Annotated in this window: 16 protein-coding genes, 4 tRNA genes and 1 other annotated feature (1 of these 21 cut by a window edge); of the genes, 8 read left to right on the top strand and 12 right to left on the bottom strand. The window is 30.4% G+C overall.

The features are described from left to right. Positions 1-16 precede the first annotated feature (16 nt). Positions 17-445, top strand: coding sequence for a GNAT family N-acetyltransferase (locus G9F71_RS24355; RefSeq protein ID WP_164949292.1), 429 nt, complete (start codon positions 17-19; stop codon positions 443-445). A gap of 79 nt (positions 446-524) precedes the next feature. After that, a complete protein-coding gene (locus tag G9F71_RS24360) occupies positions 525-1,094 on the top strand; it encodes a GNAT family N-acetyltransferase (protein WP_164949291.1) in 570 nt (189 codons plus the stop codon). A 33-nt stretch (positions 1,095-1,127) separates the two neighbouring features. On the opposite strand, the gene G9F71_RS24365 is transcribed toward G9F71_RS24360, so the two are convergent. After that, entirely contained in the window at positions 1,128-1,442 is a 315-nt protein-coding gene (locus G9F71_RS24365; protein WP_164949290.1) for a demethoxyubiquinone hydroxylase family protein, read from the bottom strand. 233 nt (positions 1,443-1,675) lie between these two features. On the opposite strand from G9F71_RS24365, the gene G9F71_RS24370 reads away from it, so the two are divergent. The 3 genes from G9F71_RS24370 (at position 1,676) to G9F71_RS24380 (ending at position 3,673) form a co-directional block, all read left to right on the top strand. Next, complete coding sequence (locus G9F71_RS24370; RefSeq protein ID WP_164949472.1) at positions 1,676-2,602, top strand: SPASM domain-containing protein; 927 nt, start codon at positions 1,676-1,678, stop codon at positions 2,600-2,602. Between the two features lie 134 nt (positions 2,603-2,736). Continuing rightward, positions 2,737-3,381 (top strand): undecaprenyl diphosphate synthase family protein, encoded by a 645-nt coding sequence (locus tag G9F71_RS24375; protein ID WP_164949289.1) that lies wholly within the window; start codon positions 2,737-2,739, stop codon positions 3,379-3,381. Positions 3,382-3,505: 124 nt separating this feature from the next. Further along, complete coding sequence (locus tag G9F71_RS24380) at positions 3,506-3,673, top strand: uracil-DNA glycosylase (RefSeq protein WP_124998759.1); 168 nt, start codon at positions 3,506-3,508, stop codon at positions 3,671-3,673. A 105-nt stretch (positions 3,674-3,778) separates the two neighbouring features. On the opposite strand, the gene G9F71_RS24385 is transcribed toward G9F71_RS24380, so the two are convergent. The 5 genes from G9F71_RS24385 to G9F71_RS24400 form a co-directional block, all read right to left on the bottom strand. Then, complete coding sequence (locus tag G9F71_RS24385; RefSeq protein WP_164949288.1) at positions 3,779-3,985, bottom strand: hypothetical protein; 207 nt, start codon at positions 3,983-3,985, stop codon at positions 3,779-3,781. A gap of 152 nt (positions 3,986-4,137) precedes the next feature. Then, positions 4,138-5,691 carry an ATP-binding protein gene (locus G9F71_RS24390; protein ID WP_164949287.1) on the bottom strand — a complete coding sequence of 518 codons (1,554 nt, stop codon included), beginning with the start codon at positions 5,689-5,691 and terminating at the stop codon, positions 4,138-4,140. A 250-nt stretch (positions 5,692-5,941) separates the two neighbouring features. Continuing rightward, positions 5,942-6,604, bottom strand: a complete 663-nt coding sequence (locus G9F71_RS24395) for a hypothetical protein (protein WP_164949286.1) — start codon at positions 6,602-6,604, stop codon at positions 5,942-5,944. A 180-nt stretch (positions 6,605-6,784) separates the two neighbouring features. Then, on the bottom strand, positions 6,785-6,910 hold the full coding sequence (locus tag G9F71_RS27445; protein WP_258880989.1) for a hypothetical protein: 126 nt from the start codon (positions 6,908-6,910) through the stop codon (positions 6,785-6,787). Positions 6,911-6,971: 61 nt separating this feature from the next. After that, complete coding sequence (locus G9F71_RS24400) at positions 6,972-8,171, bottom strand: M23 family metallopeptidase (RefSeq protein WP_164949285.1); 1,200 nt, start codon at positions 8,169-8,171, stop codon at positions 6,972-6,974. 234 nt (positions 8,172-8,405) lie between these two features. Here G9F71_RS24400 and G9F71_RS24405 point away from each other — a divergent pair, with 234 nt between their 5' ends. Then, entirely contained in the window at positions 8,406-9,392 is a 987-nt protein-coding gene (locus tag G9F71_RS24405; protein WP_164949284.1) for a DnaD domain protein, read from the top strand. Next, a complete protein-coding gene (locus G9F71_RS24410) occupies positions 9,385-10,359 on the top strand; it encodes an ATP-binding protein (protein WP_164949283.1) in 975 nt (324 codons plus the stop codon). Before G9F71_RS24405 ends, G9F71_RS24410 begins: the two co-directional genes overlap by 8 nt. Positions 10,360-10,492: 133 nt before the next feature. Here the strand turns inward: G9F71_RS24410 and G9F71_RS24415 are convergent, their stop codons facing one another. From G9F71_RS24415 to G9F71_RS24440, 6 genes are all read right to left on the bottom strand, one after another. After that, positions 10,493-12,670, bottom strand: a complete 2,178-nt coding sequence (locus G9F71_RS24415) for a 5'-nucleotidase C-terminal domain-containing protein (protein ID WP_164949282.1) — start codon at positions 12,668-12,670, stop codon at positions 10,493-10,495. A 123-nt stretch (positions 12,671-12,793) separates the two neighbouring features. Then, entirely contained in the window at positions 12,794-13,519 is a 726-nt protein-coding gene (locus G9F71_RS24420) for an HAD family hydrolase (protein WP_164949281.1), read from the bottom strand. Positions 13,520-13,764: 245 nt separating this feature from the next. Then, positions 13,765-13,839: transfer RNA gene (locus tag G9F71_RS24425), tRNA-Thr, on the bottom strand. Positions 13,840-13,845: 6 nt separating this feature from the next. Beyond that, positions 13,846-13,922 (bottom strand) — tRNA-Asp (locus G9F71_RS24430). Between the two features lie 5 nt (positions 13,923-13,927). Continuing rightward, positions 13,928-14,003, bottom strand: a tRNA-Val gene (locus G9F71_RS24435). 13 nt (positions 14,004-14,016) lie between these two features. Next, positions 14,017-14,091: transfer RNA gene (locus G9F71_RS24440), tRNA-Glu, on the bottom strand. 329 nt (positions 14,092-14,420) lie between these two features. Between G9F71_RS24440 and G9F71_RS24445 the strand changes: the two genes are divergently transcribed. Further along, the gene (locus tag G9F71_RS24445; RefSeq protein WP_164949280.1) at positions 14,421-15,650 is read left to right on the top strand and encodes an NAD(P)/FAD-dependent oxidoreductase; all 1,230 of its coding nucleotides are present in this window, start codon (positions 14,421-14,423) and stop codon (positions 15,648-15,650) included. Between the two features lie 123 nt (positions 15,651-15,773). Further along, positions 15,774-15,989 (top strand) — a binding site (T-box leader); it runs 14 nt beyond the window's last position.

The following is a 15,989-nucleotide window of genomic DNA, read 5'->3' on the forward strand; positions in this document are numbered from 1 at the left end:
AGCAAGGAGGAGCTTTATGGAAATTAAGGCAATGGTAATAGATAATTATGAAAATGTATATCAATTATGGTCTAATACACCTGGAATGGGAATAAGAAGTTTAGATGATTCCAAAAATGGAATATCTAAATTTTTATTAAGAAATCCAACATCAAATTTTGTTGCTATCATTAATGGTGAAATAGTTGGAGTAATACTTTGTGGTCACGATGGACGTAGAGGGTATATTTATCATGCCGCGGTTAAAATAAATTATCGAGGTCAAGGTATAGGAAAAGCTTTGCTTAAAGCAGTATATTACGCCTTAGAACAAGAAGGAATTACAAAATCAGGATTAGTTGTTTTCAAGACAAATGAAATTGGAAATTCATTTTGGAAATCTCAAGAGTGGGAAGAACGAACAGACTTGAATTATTATAGTAATGCTATTAATAATAATATCTAATATTTCCATGGTATCTTTTAGATATATCTTAAATAAACATGACAATGCATTAAAATTACATTTGATGGAGGGGTAAATTATGTTAATAAAACTTGAAAAATTTAAAACCTGTGATGTGAAAATCTTAGCATCATGGATTCCCGATAAAGAATTTTTACTTCAATGGGCAGGGCCAGCTTACAGCTTTCCACTAAGCGAAGATCAACTACAAGATGATATAAATATGATGTCAAGTGAGAATCCAAAAACTTTAATGTTCGCTGTTAAAATAGCTAATACAAATGAAATTATAGGCCATATCCAACTACTTGGTATAGATTTAGTAAATAGCTCTGCATGTATAGGAAGGGTTCTAGTAGGGAATCAAAATATTAGAAATAAAGGCATAGGTACTCAAATGATTAATGGCATCCTAGATATAGCATTTGAAACTTTAAAATTACATAGGGTGTATTTAGGCGTTTTCGATTTTAATAAATCAGCTATAGCTTGCTATGAAAAAGCTGGCTTCAAAATTGAAGGAACCTCAAGAGATTTCAGAAAAATAAATGATGAATATTGGTCCTTAATTAATATGAGCATTCTTGAAAAAGAATATAAAAAAGGTTTTAGGTTGGAAAATGCCACCCTAAAGGATGGCAAAAAATAACCCTGTTATAAAGGTATATTTTAATTTTAAAAACTACTGTATTGGTTGTTGAAAATTTTGAGCCTTTTGGTCTTTGATTTTCTGTTTACCTTCCTCCATAAATTGAGAGTCCTTTTCAGATAACATATATAAAACTTCTTCCAGTTCTCCAACGTGCCTTCTTTCTTCATCTGCAATATGATTCAAAACCTTTTTAACATTTTCATCATCTGTAGACATTACATGAGCTTCATAACCTATTATAGCTTCAAGTTCACCGGCAATGTCCACGCGAATTGCTTGCGCTAACTCTTCATTTGACATTTTCCTTGGTACATTTGCAACAAACGGATTTCCTAATATCGCCATAATTTCTTCCTCCATTTCAATGTTAAATCATCATCTTCGATAATGTGGTTAAATATATTTTAAGCTTTATACTAATTTATTATTCATTTATAAATTTAGATCCTTATTAATATAAAAGGGTATGTTAATTTTTTATAATACATCATGGTTTGATATTTTTATATGCTACAATATATGTAGATATTATTATTATTTATATACTTACCCTATTGGAGGAAAAAACAATGGAAGAAATAAAAAAGTTTAAAAAATTTTATATAGAAATTACAAATGCATGTAATCTTTGTTGCAGTTTTTGCCCACAAACACAACGGTCTCCTGAGTTTATGACCCTAGAAACCTTTAGCAAAATATTAGATCAAATAAAACCTCATACTGATTATATTTATTTTCATGTTAAAGGCGAACCACTTTTACATCCAAAATTAGATGAATTTTTGGATTTAAGTTATAAAAAAGGTTTTAAAGTTAACATAACCACCAATGGAACTCTAATAAACAAAGTTAAAAACAATATAATCTTAAAGCCCTCACTAAGACAAATTAATTTTTCTTTGCATAGCTTTGATGGCAATGAAGGTGCAACCTGTAAGGATGAATATGTTAATAACATTATTTCCTATGTGAAACAATCTATAGCTACAACTGATACTTTATTTTCTCTAAGGTTATGGAACCTTGATGTGGATAATACCACTAATCTTGAGGCTAAGAAAAATCGTGACTTACTTGCTGTAATTGAAAATGCCTTCAATTTACCTTATAAAATCGAAGAAGAAATACATCCAGGTCGGGGTATTAAAATTTGTGATAAAGTATATTTAAATCAAGATCATGAATTTAAGTGGCCAGATTTATTAGTAGAGGAAGATAATAGTCCCGGCTTTTGTTATGGTCTTCGCAATCAAGTTGCCATATTAGTAGATGGCACAGTAGTACCTTGCTGCCTTGATGGAGAAGGTGTAATTAACCTAGGCAATATTCATAAAACTCCTTTTTCTGAAATAGTTGAAAGTCAGAGGGCAAAAGATATTTTTAATGGTTTTTCTAGAAGAGAAGCGGTTGAAGAATTATGTAGAAAGTGTGGATACAGAAAGAAATTTAACGACATTTCAGAAGGAAAATCACCTACTTCTATAAATGGGTGTCAAACACTGTAACAATAACTTCCCTCAACTTTAGTAATTCCACTCTGAATTGTGATGAATTTTTATAATATCGTGGATTAATATAGTAATAATGGAGATACTATGATTTATACATTATAAAAATTCACAAATAAAGGGTGATGAAGATGAGAATACCAGATCATATCGGAGTAATTCCCGATGGAAATAGAAGATGGTCTGTAGATAATGGGCTATCAAAAGATAAGGGATATACCTTTGGTCTAGATCCTGGTTTATCGCTGTATAAACTTTGCAAAGATTTGGGTGTAAAAGAAATAACTTATTATGGGTTTACTACCGATAATACAAAGCGACCGGCCTTGCAGCGAGAAGCTTTTGTTAAAGCTTGTGTGGATGCAGTCAAGCTTTTAAGCACACAGGATGCTGATTTATTAGTAGTAGGAAACAGTGACTCACCTATGTTTCCTCCAGAACTACTTCCTTATACCACACGAAAAACTTTTGGTAAGGGCGGTATAAAGCTAAATTTCCTTGTAAACTACGGTTGGGAATGGGATTTAAGTAATCTTGACAAAAATAAAAGTAGCAAACGAAGTAATATATTTAATTGCATAAAAACTAATGATATTTCTAGAGTAGATTTAATTATTCGTTGGGGTGGAAGAAGGCGCCTTAGTGGATTTTTGCCGCTACAATCCATATACTCCGACTTTTATGTTGTAGATGACTTTTGGCCTGACTTCAAACCAGAACATTTATCAACAGCTTTAAATTGGTATAATAAGCAAGATGTAACCCTTGGTGGTTAAATCGTTTTTTTATTTTGTAATAGATATAAGTTTTAAAACAAACTATATCTATTTTTTTATATGCTAAAATATGCTATTATTAAATTGAATTTTATCGAAATCAATTTTATTAAAGGAGTTTTTTATGGTTAATGAAAAAATAAACTGTTATAAATGTAAATATTACTATGTAACTTGGGATGCTTCATTCCCTAAAGGTTGTAAATTTTATGGTTTCAAATCTATGAATTTACCTTCCATACTAGTAAAGCAATCATCTGGAATATCTTGTGTTAAATTTACACCGAAATAAAAACAAATGAATTTTTTATAAAAATTACTAATATATATAATAGGGCATACAACTAAATAGTACAAATTCCACCTGAAGTTATATGCTCTATAATTTTTTGATAATTTAATCTGTAACACCTTTATTTCGCTCAACTATTTCATAGGCGTAGGGCTCAATTTCTTCTTGATTTATAGTTCCATCCTCATTAAGGCCTGTAACTATTGTAGGAATATTTACAAACTTGCTGTCTACACCTTGAATTTTAACGGAGCCATATAATCCATCTTTAAATTTTTCGTATTCACGCTTGCCTATGTGTCTTCCCTTCAATTTTATAACCTCCTTTTAAATATTATGCTATCCATATACAAATGCTAATATACTTAGCAATTTCAAGAATGATTTTTGGGAATTATAATCATGCATAAAAGAGGTTTTTTCAAAAAAATTAAAACGCATATCAGGCGTTTTAAATGTTAAAATCATTTTGTTTTATGTATAACTCTATAAATAACATTAGCTAGCTGTTCTATGCTATAAGGTTTTTTTATACAGTCTTTAAATCCATAATTTTTACAATTATCCATTACTGAATCACTACTATATCCACTTACTACTATTGCATTCACATTTGTATCAAGCTCTAAAAGTTTTACAATGGTTTCTTTCCCACCCATGCCTCCACGTATGGTTAAGTCTAGTATTACGGCATCAAATATATTATTTTGTATAATTGAATTTTTATAGGCTTTAAGGGCCTCTTCACCATTTTTTGCCACCTCTACACCATATCCTAGCTCCATAAGCATAAGTCTATTAATTTCTCTAATATTTTTATCATCATCCATTACTAGCACTTTGCCTGTACCTTGTATCACTTTTTCATATCTGGCCTTTTCTATAGTCACTTCTGCTTCTGAAGCCATTAAATAAACGTAAAAGGTTGTCCCAACTAATTCCTCAGATTCTGCATATATATATCCATTGTGCTTAGTAATTATTGAATAACTAGCTGCAAGTCCAAGGCCTGTGCCATCATTTTTTGTAGTAAAGTAAGGTTCAAATATTTTCTCTATATTTTCTTTAGGAATTCCTTTTCCCTTATCCCTTATCTTTATCATTACATATTTACCTTGCTTTATATTGTTTTTATTCTTTTCTCCTACATGTACATTAGTAGCACATACTTCAATATTGCCTCCATTTGGCATAGCTTGCTTAGCATTTATTAATAAGTTATTAATAACTTGTCTAATTTGACCTTCATCTACTTCCACAGGCCATAAATCATGTGCTATTGAAAAATTGCACATATTATTAGAGCCGCTGAATACCATGCTGGCAGTCTTCCTAATTAACCTTTTTATGTATATATCTTTTTTGACAGGAACCCCATCTTTTGAAAAATTCATTAATTGTTGATTAAGATCTTGTGCTTGTAATGTTAACTTTTCAATTTGTGAAAATTTATTATAAATTTTATTATATACCTTATTAGTACTTATATTTAAATATCTCTTCATAATATAAATATTCCCTAAAACTATAGTTAATATATTATTAAAATCATGAGCAATTCCTGCTGCAAGAATGCTTAAAGAATTTGATTTTTCTAATTTTACTAATTGTTCTTCAAGTAAATTTCTCATTTCTTGTAATTTTTTCTCAAATTCCTCCTTTGATTCTAAATACTCGCTTATATCATTTATAATTAATTTTATTTCATTACAATTATTATCTTTATCAAGTATCTTTTTAAAAATTAATTGTAGGAAATAAAGTGTTTCTTGGGCTTTAATTTTTTTTATGTAATTTTGCCGCTCCTCATCACTTTTAATAAACTCTTGGGTTTTCATATTAAGCCATATTGGTATAGCAACTTCACTTTCATAATTACAGTCAGATATGTTTATCTTTTTTAGTATATCTTTTGCTTCACTATTTAAATAATTAACTTTAATATCTTTATTAAATGATATTATTGGAATAGGCAACTGCTCATACTCAATATCTATAGTTTCTTCTTTTAAACCCATGTTTTTTAGCCTCCTATGTATTAACAATTAAAAAAAACACAATAATTTTCATATATTTAATAATACTGTAAATAAAATTCATTTATTAATGTAAATACAAGAATATTATACCATTATATGTATTTGTTTTCATCTATTTGTTTTATAATCGAATATTTTTTTATAAATAACAAAATAAAATAGCGCTAAAAATGTTTAAACATTCTTAGCGCTATTTTACTCTTAAAGTTACCTTCAGTTTTTAAAGTATTTACTTAGCTATAATTTGGTTTACTGACCTTGCATCATTATATTCTAAACCCTCGATAAAATTATAGGTATATTTTTCATTAGAATTTTCAATAAATGCTTTAATCCAGTTATGTCTAAGATTATAAAATATATTTACATCTCCATTTACCATTTCCCAATATTTTTTATGAATGCAGCTTGTAGTTTCCCACTCTAATACATTTTTTTCTGATTTTATAATCCTTGTAACTCTATCACAAGGCATGCCTTCTAACAAATAAATATTAAGAGCATTATACAATTCTTCTGCACCTTCTGGCATTTCTTTTGCTTTTAAAGTTTCTCCAACAGTTTTACCTTGCTTTTTAAAACTTAGCTCAGCAATGCCTTGTGCATCTTCTCCGCATTTTTTAATCATCTCTGTTATTACATACGCTGTTCTAGTTTCAACGGTGCTAATTTTATCTTGTAACCAACCATGTATATTTGATTTATCAATTATATCTTCTATATTTTTCGTGATATCTATGGGGCTACCGTAAACTAGGGATTTTTCAACCACCTCTTTTGCAACGTCTTTGTATTTATCTATATAAACTTCTTTTAAGCTTTTCTCTAATTCCTCTGCCAATAAAATTTTATTAAATAACCAGGTGTGAATAGGTGCTAAAAAAGCGCTCATTATTATTCCTCCAATATTTGTTTATTTATTCTATATATTAATAATAATATATTTAACCTAAAATCACAGTAACTTATGTTACCATATAAACTATTGCTAGTAATTAATTCTTCTTTAAAAATAAAAAGAGCATGATAGCTCTTTTTATTAAAAATATCTTAAATCCATTGCGTACTTTATTTATTCTTCAAATTTTATTGCTGACTTACGTTTTTTCTTCTGCATATCAGAATCTTCAATAGTCTCTGGCTTTTTAGGTTTATTATCTTTTTCTTTTGCTGGCGACTTCATTTCTTTATATGGCATAAAATCACTCCTTTATTATATATTTTTTACTTTTAACATATTTTTATTCATATATTTATTTTTACTTTATATATTTTTGAGGATTTTTAGGTTCACCATTTTCTCTTACCTCAAAATGTAGATGAGGTCCAGTACTATTACCGGTACTTCCTACTTCTCCTATTTTATCGCCCAGTTTTACAACTTCACCCTTTTTAACATTAATAGCACTACAATGTGCATAGGTAGTCTCTATTCCTCCTCCATGATTAATTTTTATTACATTACCATAACCATCTTGCCAAGCTGCATAAGCAACGGTACCATCTAATACAGCACTTATTGCCGCACCAAAATTCGCTGCTATATCAACGCCTTTATGCATTTTCCCCCAGCGCATACCAAAGTTTGAACTTATGCTCCCTCTTGATGGACTATTCATATTGGTAAGTCCAACTATTACGGGTTTATAATTTCCAACGTATATCTCTTTGTTTTTGGCAGGTGTTATGATTTCCGATTTCAAAACCTTTTCAGACACAGTCTTATTATTAAGGGCTATTATCTCAGTAGTAACCTTTTTAATTCCCTCTTTACCTTCACACTTAATCTTGGTAACCCCATTCGTTAGTGTGCTAGAGGCCGTTATAATTGTAGTTGGGTATATAGCTTGTTCTTTGCTTGTATTACCTACTACCTTGACAGTTATAAAGGGTATTTGTGCTCTAGTGTTATACTTTATTAATTCACTCACAATTTCAGAGTTTTCATATAAATTTCCTAATTTAACCACAACAGATTCATATTTAATTTTATTTACTATGTCTGTTTTTTTAATACTATTTAACTTTGCTTCTTTAGAGTAATAGTCCTTTACAGAATTCAAAATTTCTTTTCCTTGATTTTCGGATGCAACATATGCTATTTTTCTATTATCTGATTTCATTAGAAATCCATCTGCTACTATGCCAAATTTTTTTAACATTACCTTCTTAAGGTTATCCCCGCTTATAAACATATCAACATCTTCTACCTTTGTCTTATCTAAAGTGAAATCTTTTTTTATAATCACATTTCTATGTTTAGACTCTATTTCACTTTGTAATTGTTTATATGTTTTATTAAATTCTTTTTTACTTTTCACATAGGTTATGGTACTTTTCCCTATAGAAACCTTATAACCTTTAAACCTATAAACATTAAAATAAATAGTAGTAGCTGTAATCATAAGTGTTATTACTATAACACTTATATTCATTTTGTTTCGTCTTATAATATTCAATTTTATACCTCCTATGACACTTACTTAATATGCCCTATATGGCTAATTTTAAACATCATTGAAATATATTTTTTTAATTTCTATGTTTAACTATATGGTATACTATAAGTTGTATAATAAATTTTTTATAGACTGTACTATTAAACATAATTTATAAGGTACATCATATAAATTAATTGTAGCTTTTTTATTTAAGATCATACTTCTATACTATAAAAGAAAGGTAGTGACTTTATGAGCACTTTCATGTTTAAAAATGAAAATTATAAATATACTCCTGTGAGTAATATTTTTATAGATAAGTTTATGCCTAGAGCTAGGGGAGAATTCGTTAAAGTTTACCTTCTTGGACTGAAATATTGTGCATCTGGAGAAATAGGTGCTACATCTTCAGTTATAGCAAATACCCTTGGGCTCCTAGAGACTGATGTTGTTAATGCTTGGAACTATTGGAATGACGAGAATACAATTAAAATGACTCCCATTGATAATATGGGTAATTTTAATATTGAATTCTTAGATTTACTAGATGTTCCTGATGAAAATATTCAAAATATAAATCTGCTTGAAGAATTAGCCAATTCTTCTATAAAAGGTATGCTTCAAGATATTGAAAAGTTACTAGCCAAACCTCTTTCACCAAAAGAAATGACTATGTACCTAAGTTGGCAAAAGGATTACAGTTTCGCTCCTGAGCTAATACTTCTGTTAATTCAATATTGTGTATCAAAAGGTAAAGTTGACTATAGGTATATTGAAACCATTGCAATTGCATGGCATGATGCCAATATTAAAAATATTGAAGATGCCCAATCTTATATAAAGAAACATGAAGATAAATGGATAAATATTAGGAAAATATTAAATTACTTAGGAATAAAAGCCCCTGAAATAATGAAGCCTCAAGAACAAATATTAGATAAATGGGTAAATGTCTATAAATTTTCCCTAGAAGTAATATTTAAAGCTTGCGATATCTGTTTTGATAGACTGAGTAGAGCTGATTTTAAATATATTGATGGAATTCTAAATAGTTGGTTTAAAGATGGTATAAAATCACTAGAAGATATTGAGAAAAAAGATAAAAAAAGATTAGTTACTACTAAAAATGTTACTGCTGGCGGAAAACCTGCCAAAGGAAGTTTTAATGATTATGAACAAAGAGCCTATGACTTTGATGAACTAGAAAAAAAATTACTAGGATGGGATAAGAATGATTAAAGGGTATCAAACTAAAATATTGGCACTATATGATAGAGTAAGAGAAGAAGAAGAGAGTGACTTTAGAAAAAGAAAAACTCACATAGAAAAAACTCACCCTGAAATTATTGAATTAGACCGCAAAATAGGTAAGCTTTGTATAGAATTATCCATTAGTGCCTTGAAAAGCATCCACAATAGAGATGAATATTTACATGATCTAAGAGAAAAAATAGTAGATTTAAGGGTGAAGAAATCTGAACTATTAGTTTCTAATGGTTTTGATATGGAATACTTGAATTTACATTATAGATGTAATAAATGTCGCGATACAGGTTTTATCGGAACTACTAAATGCTCCTGTTTTAAACAAAAGGTTATAGATGTTTATTACACTGGTTCAGAACTGCGCGGCATGCTAAAAACTCATAATTTCGATAATTTTAAAATGGATTACTATCCTTCTAGAAAAAGTGAACATGCATCAGGATCTCCAAAAAAGAACATGGAAAAGATTTTATCTACGTCTATGAACTTTTTAAAAAATTTCAACGACTCTGATGAAAATTTATTATTCTACGGAGGTCCTGGCACAGGAAAAACTTTTCTGTCTCACTGCATTACAAAGGAATTAATGGACAAAGGCTTTTTTGTAGTATATAGGACTGCGGAAGAATTAATAAAGGGTTTAAAAGAAGTTCGGTTTAATGGTGACAGCTCTTTAGAGGAATTACTAATAAATTGTGACTTACTTATTATAGATGATTTGGGTACTGAGCAAATTTCAGATTTTACTAAAATGGAAATGTTTAATTTACTTAACACGAAGTTATTAAAACAAAAGAAAATGCTAGTATCCACTAATTTAACTCTTGAAAATTTATTAAATACCTATTCTGAAAGAATAACCTCTAGATTACTTGGCAATTTTACCGCTTGCAAATTCTTTTGTGATGATATAAGAATAAAGAAGAATTTGAGTAAATAAAAATAACCACTAAATGGAGTTGGTGTCCATTTAGTGGTTCTTCCTATCAATTTTAATTTACAACCATAATTCTTTTATCATTGATTTTCTTTAATGAAGCTTTGCAAACCATATCCTTCCTCATTTCTATGATTTAAAGTTTAACATATGAGCTATAAACATATCCTACTTTACCTTTATAAGAGATTTTAACCCACTTGTTTGTCATTCCGAGCACCTCAAGTTTTTCCCCTTTAGCAAGATATCCAATAACCTCAGACTTCGCTGAAGCTCCACTTCTAACGTTAAGAGCATATGAAGTTACTACCCCGTATTTTTTACTTGCTTTTTCCTTTACTGATACTGCTGTTTCTGGCTTAACTACCACCAGCTCAGGATTCATAATTGCATTTAACTTATGGTAGAATTCACCCTTACGAGTTCCAGCAGTAAATTTTCCTGGCTCTATATTTGCCTTCTTGCATAGGTCACTTATTTCATCCAAAGGTGTAGCATCCTTAATATTTATTGATGCTATATTTGTATATTTTCCATCAGCTGTTTTTGCTACTTCAAGTATTCCTGAATTTACAAGTTTAACTATATCTTTTCTTTCTAATGAAGTTGTGTCAACACCTATTATCCTCCAATTATCTTGAATACTTGATGTTATAATACCCTTTTTAACTTCTTTTATATATTTAATTGCAAGATTTCTTATTGTTCCTTGTTCCTCACCAAAAGCAGTTTTATCTGTTGAACTCCAAAGCTTCTTAAAGGTTTTTCCTTCAAAGACTCCACCTTTTCCTATTAATGCCTGCATTCTATAATCATTCATGCCAAGCTTCAGAACTTCATCACTTTTTATTGTAGTTCCATTCATATGTCTTAAATTTACTATTCTGCTTCCTTCTTGCTTCGTAAGATCTATTTCATATTTAACTCCACCAAACATATCATTTGTACTATATTTTGATGCACGCCTATTACTATTAAAACTTACAGTAACATCTCCAGGACTAGTTGAGTTAAAGTAGGCAGCGGACCACTCCATATACCCCTTTAAATCTTTACCTGTTAATTCAAAAACCGTTACTTCTCCACCTGCATACTGATAATTATATGAAATATCCTTTTTCTTTATTGGTCCAACATTAAGCTTTGCTTTATCATTATCAATTTGCATTCCTACTACATCCGCTTTACTATAGTAAAGCATAACTGCTTGAAAGAAATCTACTAGCGGTGTTTGCTGTATTTGTACCTGAGGTATTCCATTTATTTCATTTGCTGGAACAAGATCTATTCCCTTCAACTGCCCAACAATTGTATTTGCATCTGCGCGAGCAACATTGTGATATAGTTCAAGCGACTTTTCAAGTCCCTTATCTGATTGAACACTACTATCAATCACTATAGCGTCACTAGATTTTTTCTCTAATTCAATTTTTCCATTTACTTTCTTAAATGATAAATCTATTTTTGATAAAGCTGATCCATATTTATTAGGTTCAGTAATTAATACTCCATTTATGGTTTCTTGTTTAACAAGCTTATGCATGTGTCCCGATACAATAGCTGTTAACTCTGGACAAGCATTTGCAATATCTCGTACACCAGTACCTGCAATATTGTTTTCATTATCAATACCCATATGCATAATTCCTACCATAGCATCAACTTTGCCTTTTAGTTCATTAATCACCTTTTTAGTTTCATCTATGGGATTCACTACTTTAAGTCCTTTAAGATGATCAGTTCCCGCTTCAAACTGAGTAATTAATGGAGTATCCATTCCAATTAATGCAATCTTAACCCCTTCTTTTTCAATAATTGTATATGCAGGAGCAAATCTGCTTCCATCTTCTTTATATATATTTCCTGAGATAACCTTTCCATTAAACTGCTTAGTTACAGTGCTGAGCACATCAAGTCCAAAGTTAAACTCATGATTACCCATATTCCATACATCGTAACCCATTTCATTCAATGCAACCATAGCTGGGTGCTTTGGCGAATTATTAAAAAGTTCAGCAGAATTGTCTTGAATTAAATCTCCAGCGTCTACTAAAATTGTGTTTGGATTTTCATTACGAATTGATTTGACTTTTGTATAGATTTGCGTCAAACTACCTGCCATACTTTGTGCATCCATTGAGTAATCCCATGGCATATATCTTCCATGAATATCTGACGTTCCTAGAATTGTAATCTTTACCCCATCGCTTGCTACCTCCGCATTAACGGTTTTCGGTGAAATGGTACTAATAAGATTAATTAACATAAGTACCCCAACAACCATACTGAGAATTTTTTTGTTTGTTTTATGCATTTTTGTCCCCCTTGTTTTTAATGTTTTTTAGTTTTGACCTATAACATTTTTGCAATACTTATTATACCACTTATAGTAAGTTATTCAATAATTCTGTTGGCAATTTCATACGCATTAGCATATTTATATATATTCATTTAACTCCATCAAACTTGATATTTCCATATGTGGTAAAACATTTGTATTATTTTCTTTAAGATTTTTATTTAACCAAATTCCTGTCATTCCTAATGCTAATGCTGGCTTAATGTCTGCCTTAAGATTGTCTCCTATCATAACAGCATCTTTAGGATGTATATTCATTTCGTCTAAAGCCTTTTTAAATATCTCTAATCTAGGTTTGCAAATTTTAAAATAATAACTGAAAGTATAATTATCTATAAAACAATCAATATTAGCTTCTTTAAAACAATTAATCATAACTTCATCGTATCGGCAAGAATTAGATATAATCCCTATCTTATATCCTTTTGATCTAATTTTACATAATAACTCACAAACACCTTCTTCAACAAAAATATGTTTTCTATATTGTGAATAAAATATATCTATGGCTTTGATACATTGCTCATGATTGAGATTTACATTGTATTCTTTTAAAAATCTATTTAAAAATTTATCTACTTCATATTCAATTAACGTGTCTTTTCTAAGGTCTAGAACTTCATTCCATTTGTCGTAAAACTCTGTTTTTACTTCATTCACAGTTATTCTATAATTAAATTCTTTCAAGTATTTAGTTAAAAGCTTTAATCCTATCTCATCCTTCTCTTCATCTGATTTTCCAATATGAAAGTGTAAAAGTGTATTGCCCATATCAAAAAATATAACTTTTTTATTCTTTAACATAGAGTCCTCCTTAAATTCATGTATTATGGTTTCTTTTACAATTTTATCTCTAGTACACCATAAGCATTCAACCTAAAATTGTCAATAATATTCTTTTATTAAAATCATTGTATTTAAGTAATTTTTCTAATAGATTACCATAATGAAATATATAAATAAAGATTATAGTCAAACTTTCGCATTTATTGTTACACGTAATTTCCCAAAAAATAAAAAAAGTACTAAACAAATGTTTAGTACTTTTTTGGAGCTAGCAATAGGAATCGAACCTACAACCTGCTGATTACAAGTCAGCTGCTCTACCGTTGAGCCATGCTAGCAAGGATTGGCGACCCAGAACGGACTCGAACCGTCGACCTCCGCCGTGACAGGGCGGCACTCTAACCAACTGAGCCACTGGGCCATATATGGTGGGAACAACAGGGTTCGAACCTGTGACCCTCTGCTTGTAAGGCAGATGCTCTCCCAGCTGAGCTATGCTCCCATATATGTTTTATTGGTGACTCCTAGGGGAATTGAACCCCTGTTACCACCGTGAAAGGGTGGTGTCTTAACCGCTTGACCAAGGAGCCATACTAAACTGTTACTTTATTTATCATGTGCTTCCGTCTCGCAACCCAACATAAACTATAATAAAGCATTTTTCCCGAAGTGTCAACATGTTTTCTTATTTTTATTTATTTATTTTTTTATATAATACACAAGCCCAGTAAATTCAACAGTTTGTTAAACAAAAAAATATAGTCCATAATTACAAATACCTATTCCACTTCTAAGTAATTCTAAAAATTCTTATAACATAAAATAAAAATTAATATTAAAGGTCGCCGTTTTAGGGTAAAATCATAGATATCATACTTTATACTACAAATATATTTTTTTCTCGAAGGGAGAGATTTTCTTGAAACATTCTCTTATAATAGTTGGCGGAGGTGCCGCTGGTTTAACCTCTGCAATAATAGCAAAAGATTCTGGACTAGATGTAGCAATAATTGAAGGAACCGATCGAATAGGCAAAAAAATATTAACCACCGGTAATGGAAGATGCAATATCAGTAATGCGAACATAAATGGAACTTGCTATCACAGCGAAAATCCAGATTTTGCAAGTCATACACTAGATTCTTTTAACGTAGTGGATACTATAGATTTTTTTGCCTCTTTAGGTATACCTTTAGTAACTTTAGAGGGTGGTAAAATGTTTCCTATGTCAATGCAAGCATCATCAGTCATTGATATACTACGCTTTGCAATAGAAGAAAAGCATATTCCTATATATACAAACACAAAAGCTAAAGAGATTATTAAAAATAATAATGGCTTTAAAATTTTCACTGCAGACAACACTACATATGAATGTGAAAAGTTAATTATTGCCACTGGCGGTAAATCTGCCCCTAAGACAGGTTCTGACGGTTCTGGATACATACTAGCTAAACAATTAGGGCACAGTATAATACCGCCAATGCCAGCCCTTGTGCAGCTTAAATTAAACTACAATAGATTAAAGGCATTATCTGGAGTTAAATTCGACGGTTATGCAGAAATATTTATAAATGGCGAATGTGTCCAAAAGGAATTTGGAGAGATACTTTTCACTGACTATGGTATTTCAGGACCTCCAATCCTTCAGCTTAGCAGAACTGTGTCTTATAGTTTATCTAAAAATAACAAAGTTTCTTTAAAAATTGATATGTTACCAACTATTTCTTCTGAAAATTTAAAGGAATTTTTAGGAAACCATTGGTCAGTATTTGAAAGTCGAGGCGTACACGATTCTTTTATTGGAGTAATTAACAAGAAAGTCATCCCGATAATTTTAAAAGAGGCAAAAATAGAAGATATTCATAAGCCTTGTTGCGATCTTGATTTCAAAGAAAAAAGTGCTATTTATACACTTTTAAAACAATGGGAATTTGAAGTTTCAGGCACTAATTCTTTCTCCAATGCTCAGGTAACTGCTGGGGGAATTAACACAAAAGAAGTTAACTCCCAAACTCTAGAATCCAATATTGCTACCAATCTATTCCTCGCGGGTGAAGTATTAGATGTAGATGGTAACTGTGGCGGTTTCAATCTTCAATGGGCATGGAGTTCTGGTGCCATTGCAGGAAGAAGTGCCTCCAAGTAGTGAATTATTCTATTGATGACTAAGAATTTTTTCTTATATTGTGCTAACAAAAGTATAATATAAGAAAAAATACTTTAAATACATATTGACATTAAAATACAATAGGTATATAATTGCAACAAAGTAAAGACTATGAAGAGGAAAAGTAAATAATTTACTGTTCTAACAGAGATAGAAATCCATCGGCTGAAAGGTTTCTAAGGCAAGTATTATTGAAAACCACCTCTGAGTTGAGTACTGAATTTTAGTAAGTATCTCCGCAAACCAGCGTTAAAGGTATCGAGTGATAGTGTTACACATTTTTTGTGCATTACTGTAATTTGGGTGGAATCGCGAGTA

Source organism: Clostridium sp. FP2 (genome assembly GCF_011065955.2).
GTDB classification, from domain to species: Bacteria; Bacillota; Clostridia; order Clostridiales; family Clostridiaceae; genus Clostridium_AD; species Clostridium_AD tagluense.

What these genes read in the sequence shown, in the direction of transcription:
- G9F71_RS24410 (WP_164949283.1), top strand. Translation starts at nt 9,385, where the DNA reads ATGATTAAAGGGTATCAAACTAAAATATTGGCACTATATGATAGAGTA.
- G9F71_RS24390 (WP_164949287.1), bottom strand. Translation starts at nt 5,691, where the DNA reads ATGGGTTTAAAAGAAGAAACTATAGATATTGAGTATGAGCAGTTGCCT.
- G9F71_RS24405 (WP_164949284.1), top strand. Translation starts at nt 8,406, where the DNA reads ATGAGCACTTTCATGTTTAAAAATGAAAATTATAAATATACTCCTGTG.
- G9F71_RS24355 (WP_164949292.1), top strand. Translation starts at nt 17, where the DNA reads ATGGAAATTAAGGCAATGGTAATAGATAATTATGAAAATGTATATCAA.
- G9F71_RS24415 (WP_164949282.1), bottom strand. Translation starts at nt 12,670, where the DNA reads ATGCATAAAACAAACAAAAAAATTCTCAGTATGGTTGTTGGGGTACTT.
- G9F71_RS24365 (WP_164949290.1), bottom strand. Translation starts at nt 1,442, where the DNA reads ATGGCGATATTAGGAAATCCGTTTGTTGCAAATGTACCAAGGAAAATG.
- G9F71_RS24375 (WP_164949289.1), top strand. Translation starts at nt 2,737, where the DNA reads ATGAGAATACCAGATCATATCGGAGTAATTCCCGATGGAAATAGAAGA.
- G9F71_RS24395 (WP_164949286.1), bottom strand. Translation starts at nt 6,604, where the DNA reads ATGAGCGCTTTTTTAGCACCTATTCACACCTGGTTATTTAATAAAATT.
- G9F71_RS27445 (WP_258880989.1), bottom strand. Translation starts at nt 6,910, where the DNA reads ATGCCATATAAAGAAATGAAGTCGCCAGCAAAAGAAAAAGATAATAAA.
- G9F71_RS24360 (WP_164949291.1), top strand. Translation starts at nt 525, where the DNA reads ATGTTAATAAAACTTGAAAAATTTAAAACCTGTGATGTGAAAATCTTA.
- G9F71_RS24380 (WP_124998759.1), top strand. Translation starts at nt 3,506, where the DNA reads ATGGTTAATGAAAAAATAAACTGTTATAAATGTAAATATTACTATGTA.
- G9F71_RS24420 (WP_164949281.1), bottom strand. Translation starts at nt 13,519, where the DNA reads ATGTTAAAGAATAAAAAAGTTATATTTTTTGATATGGGCAATACACTT.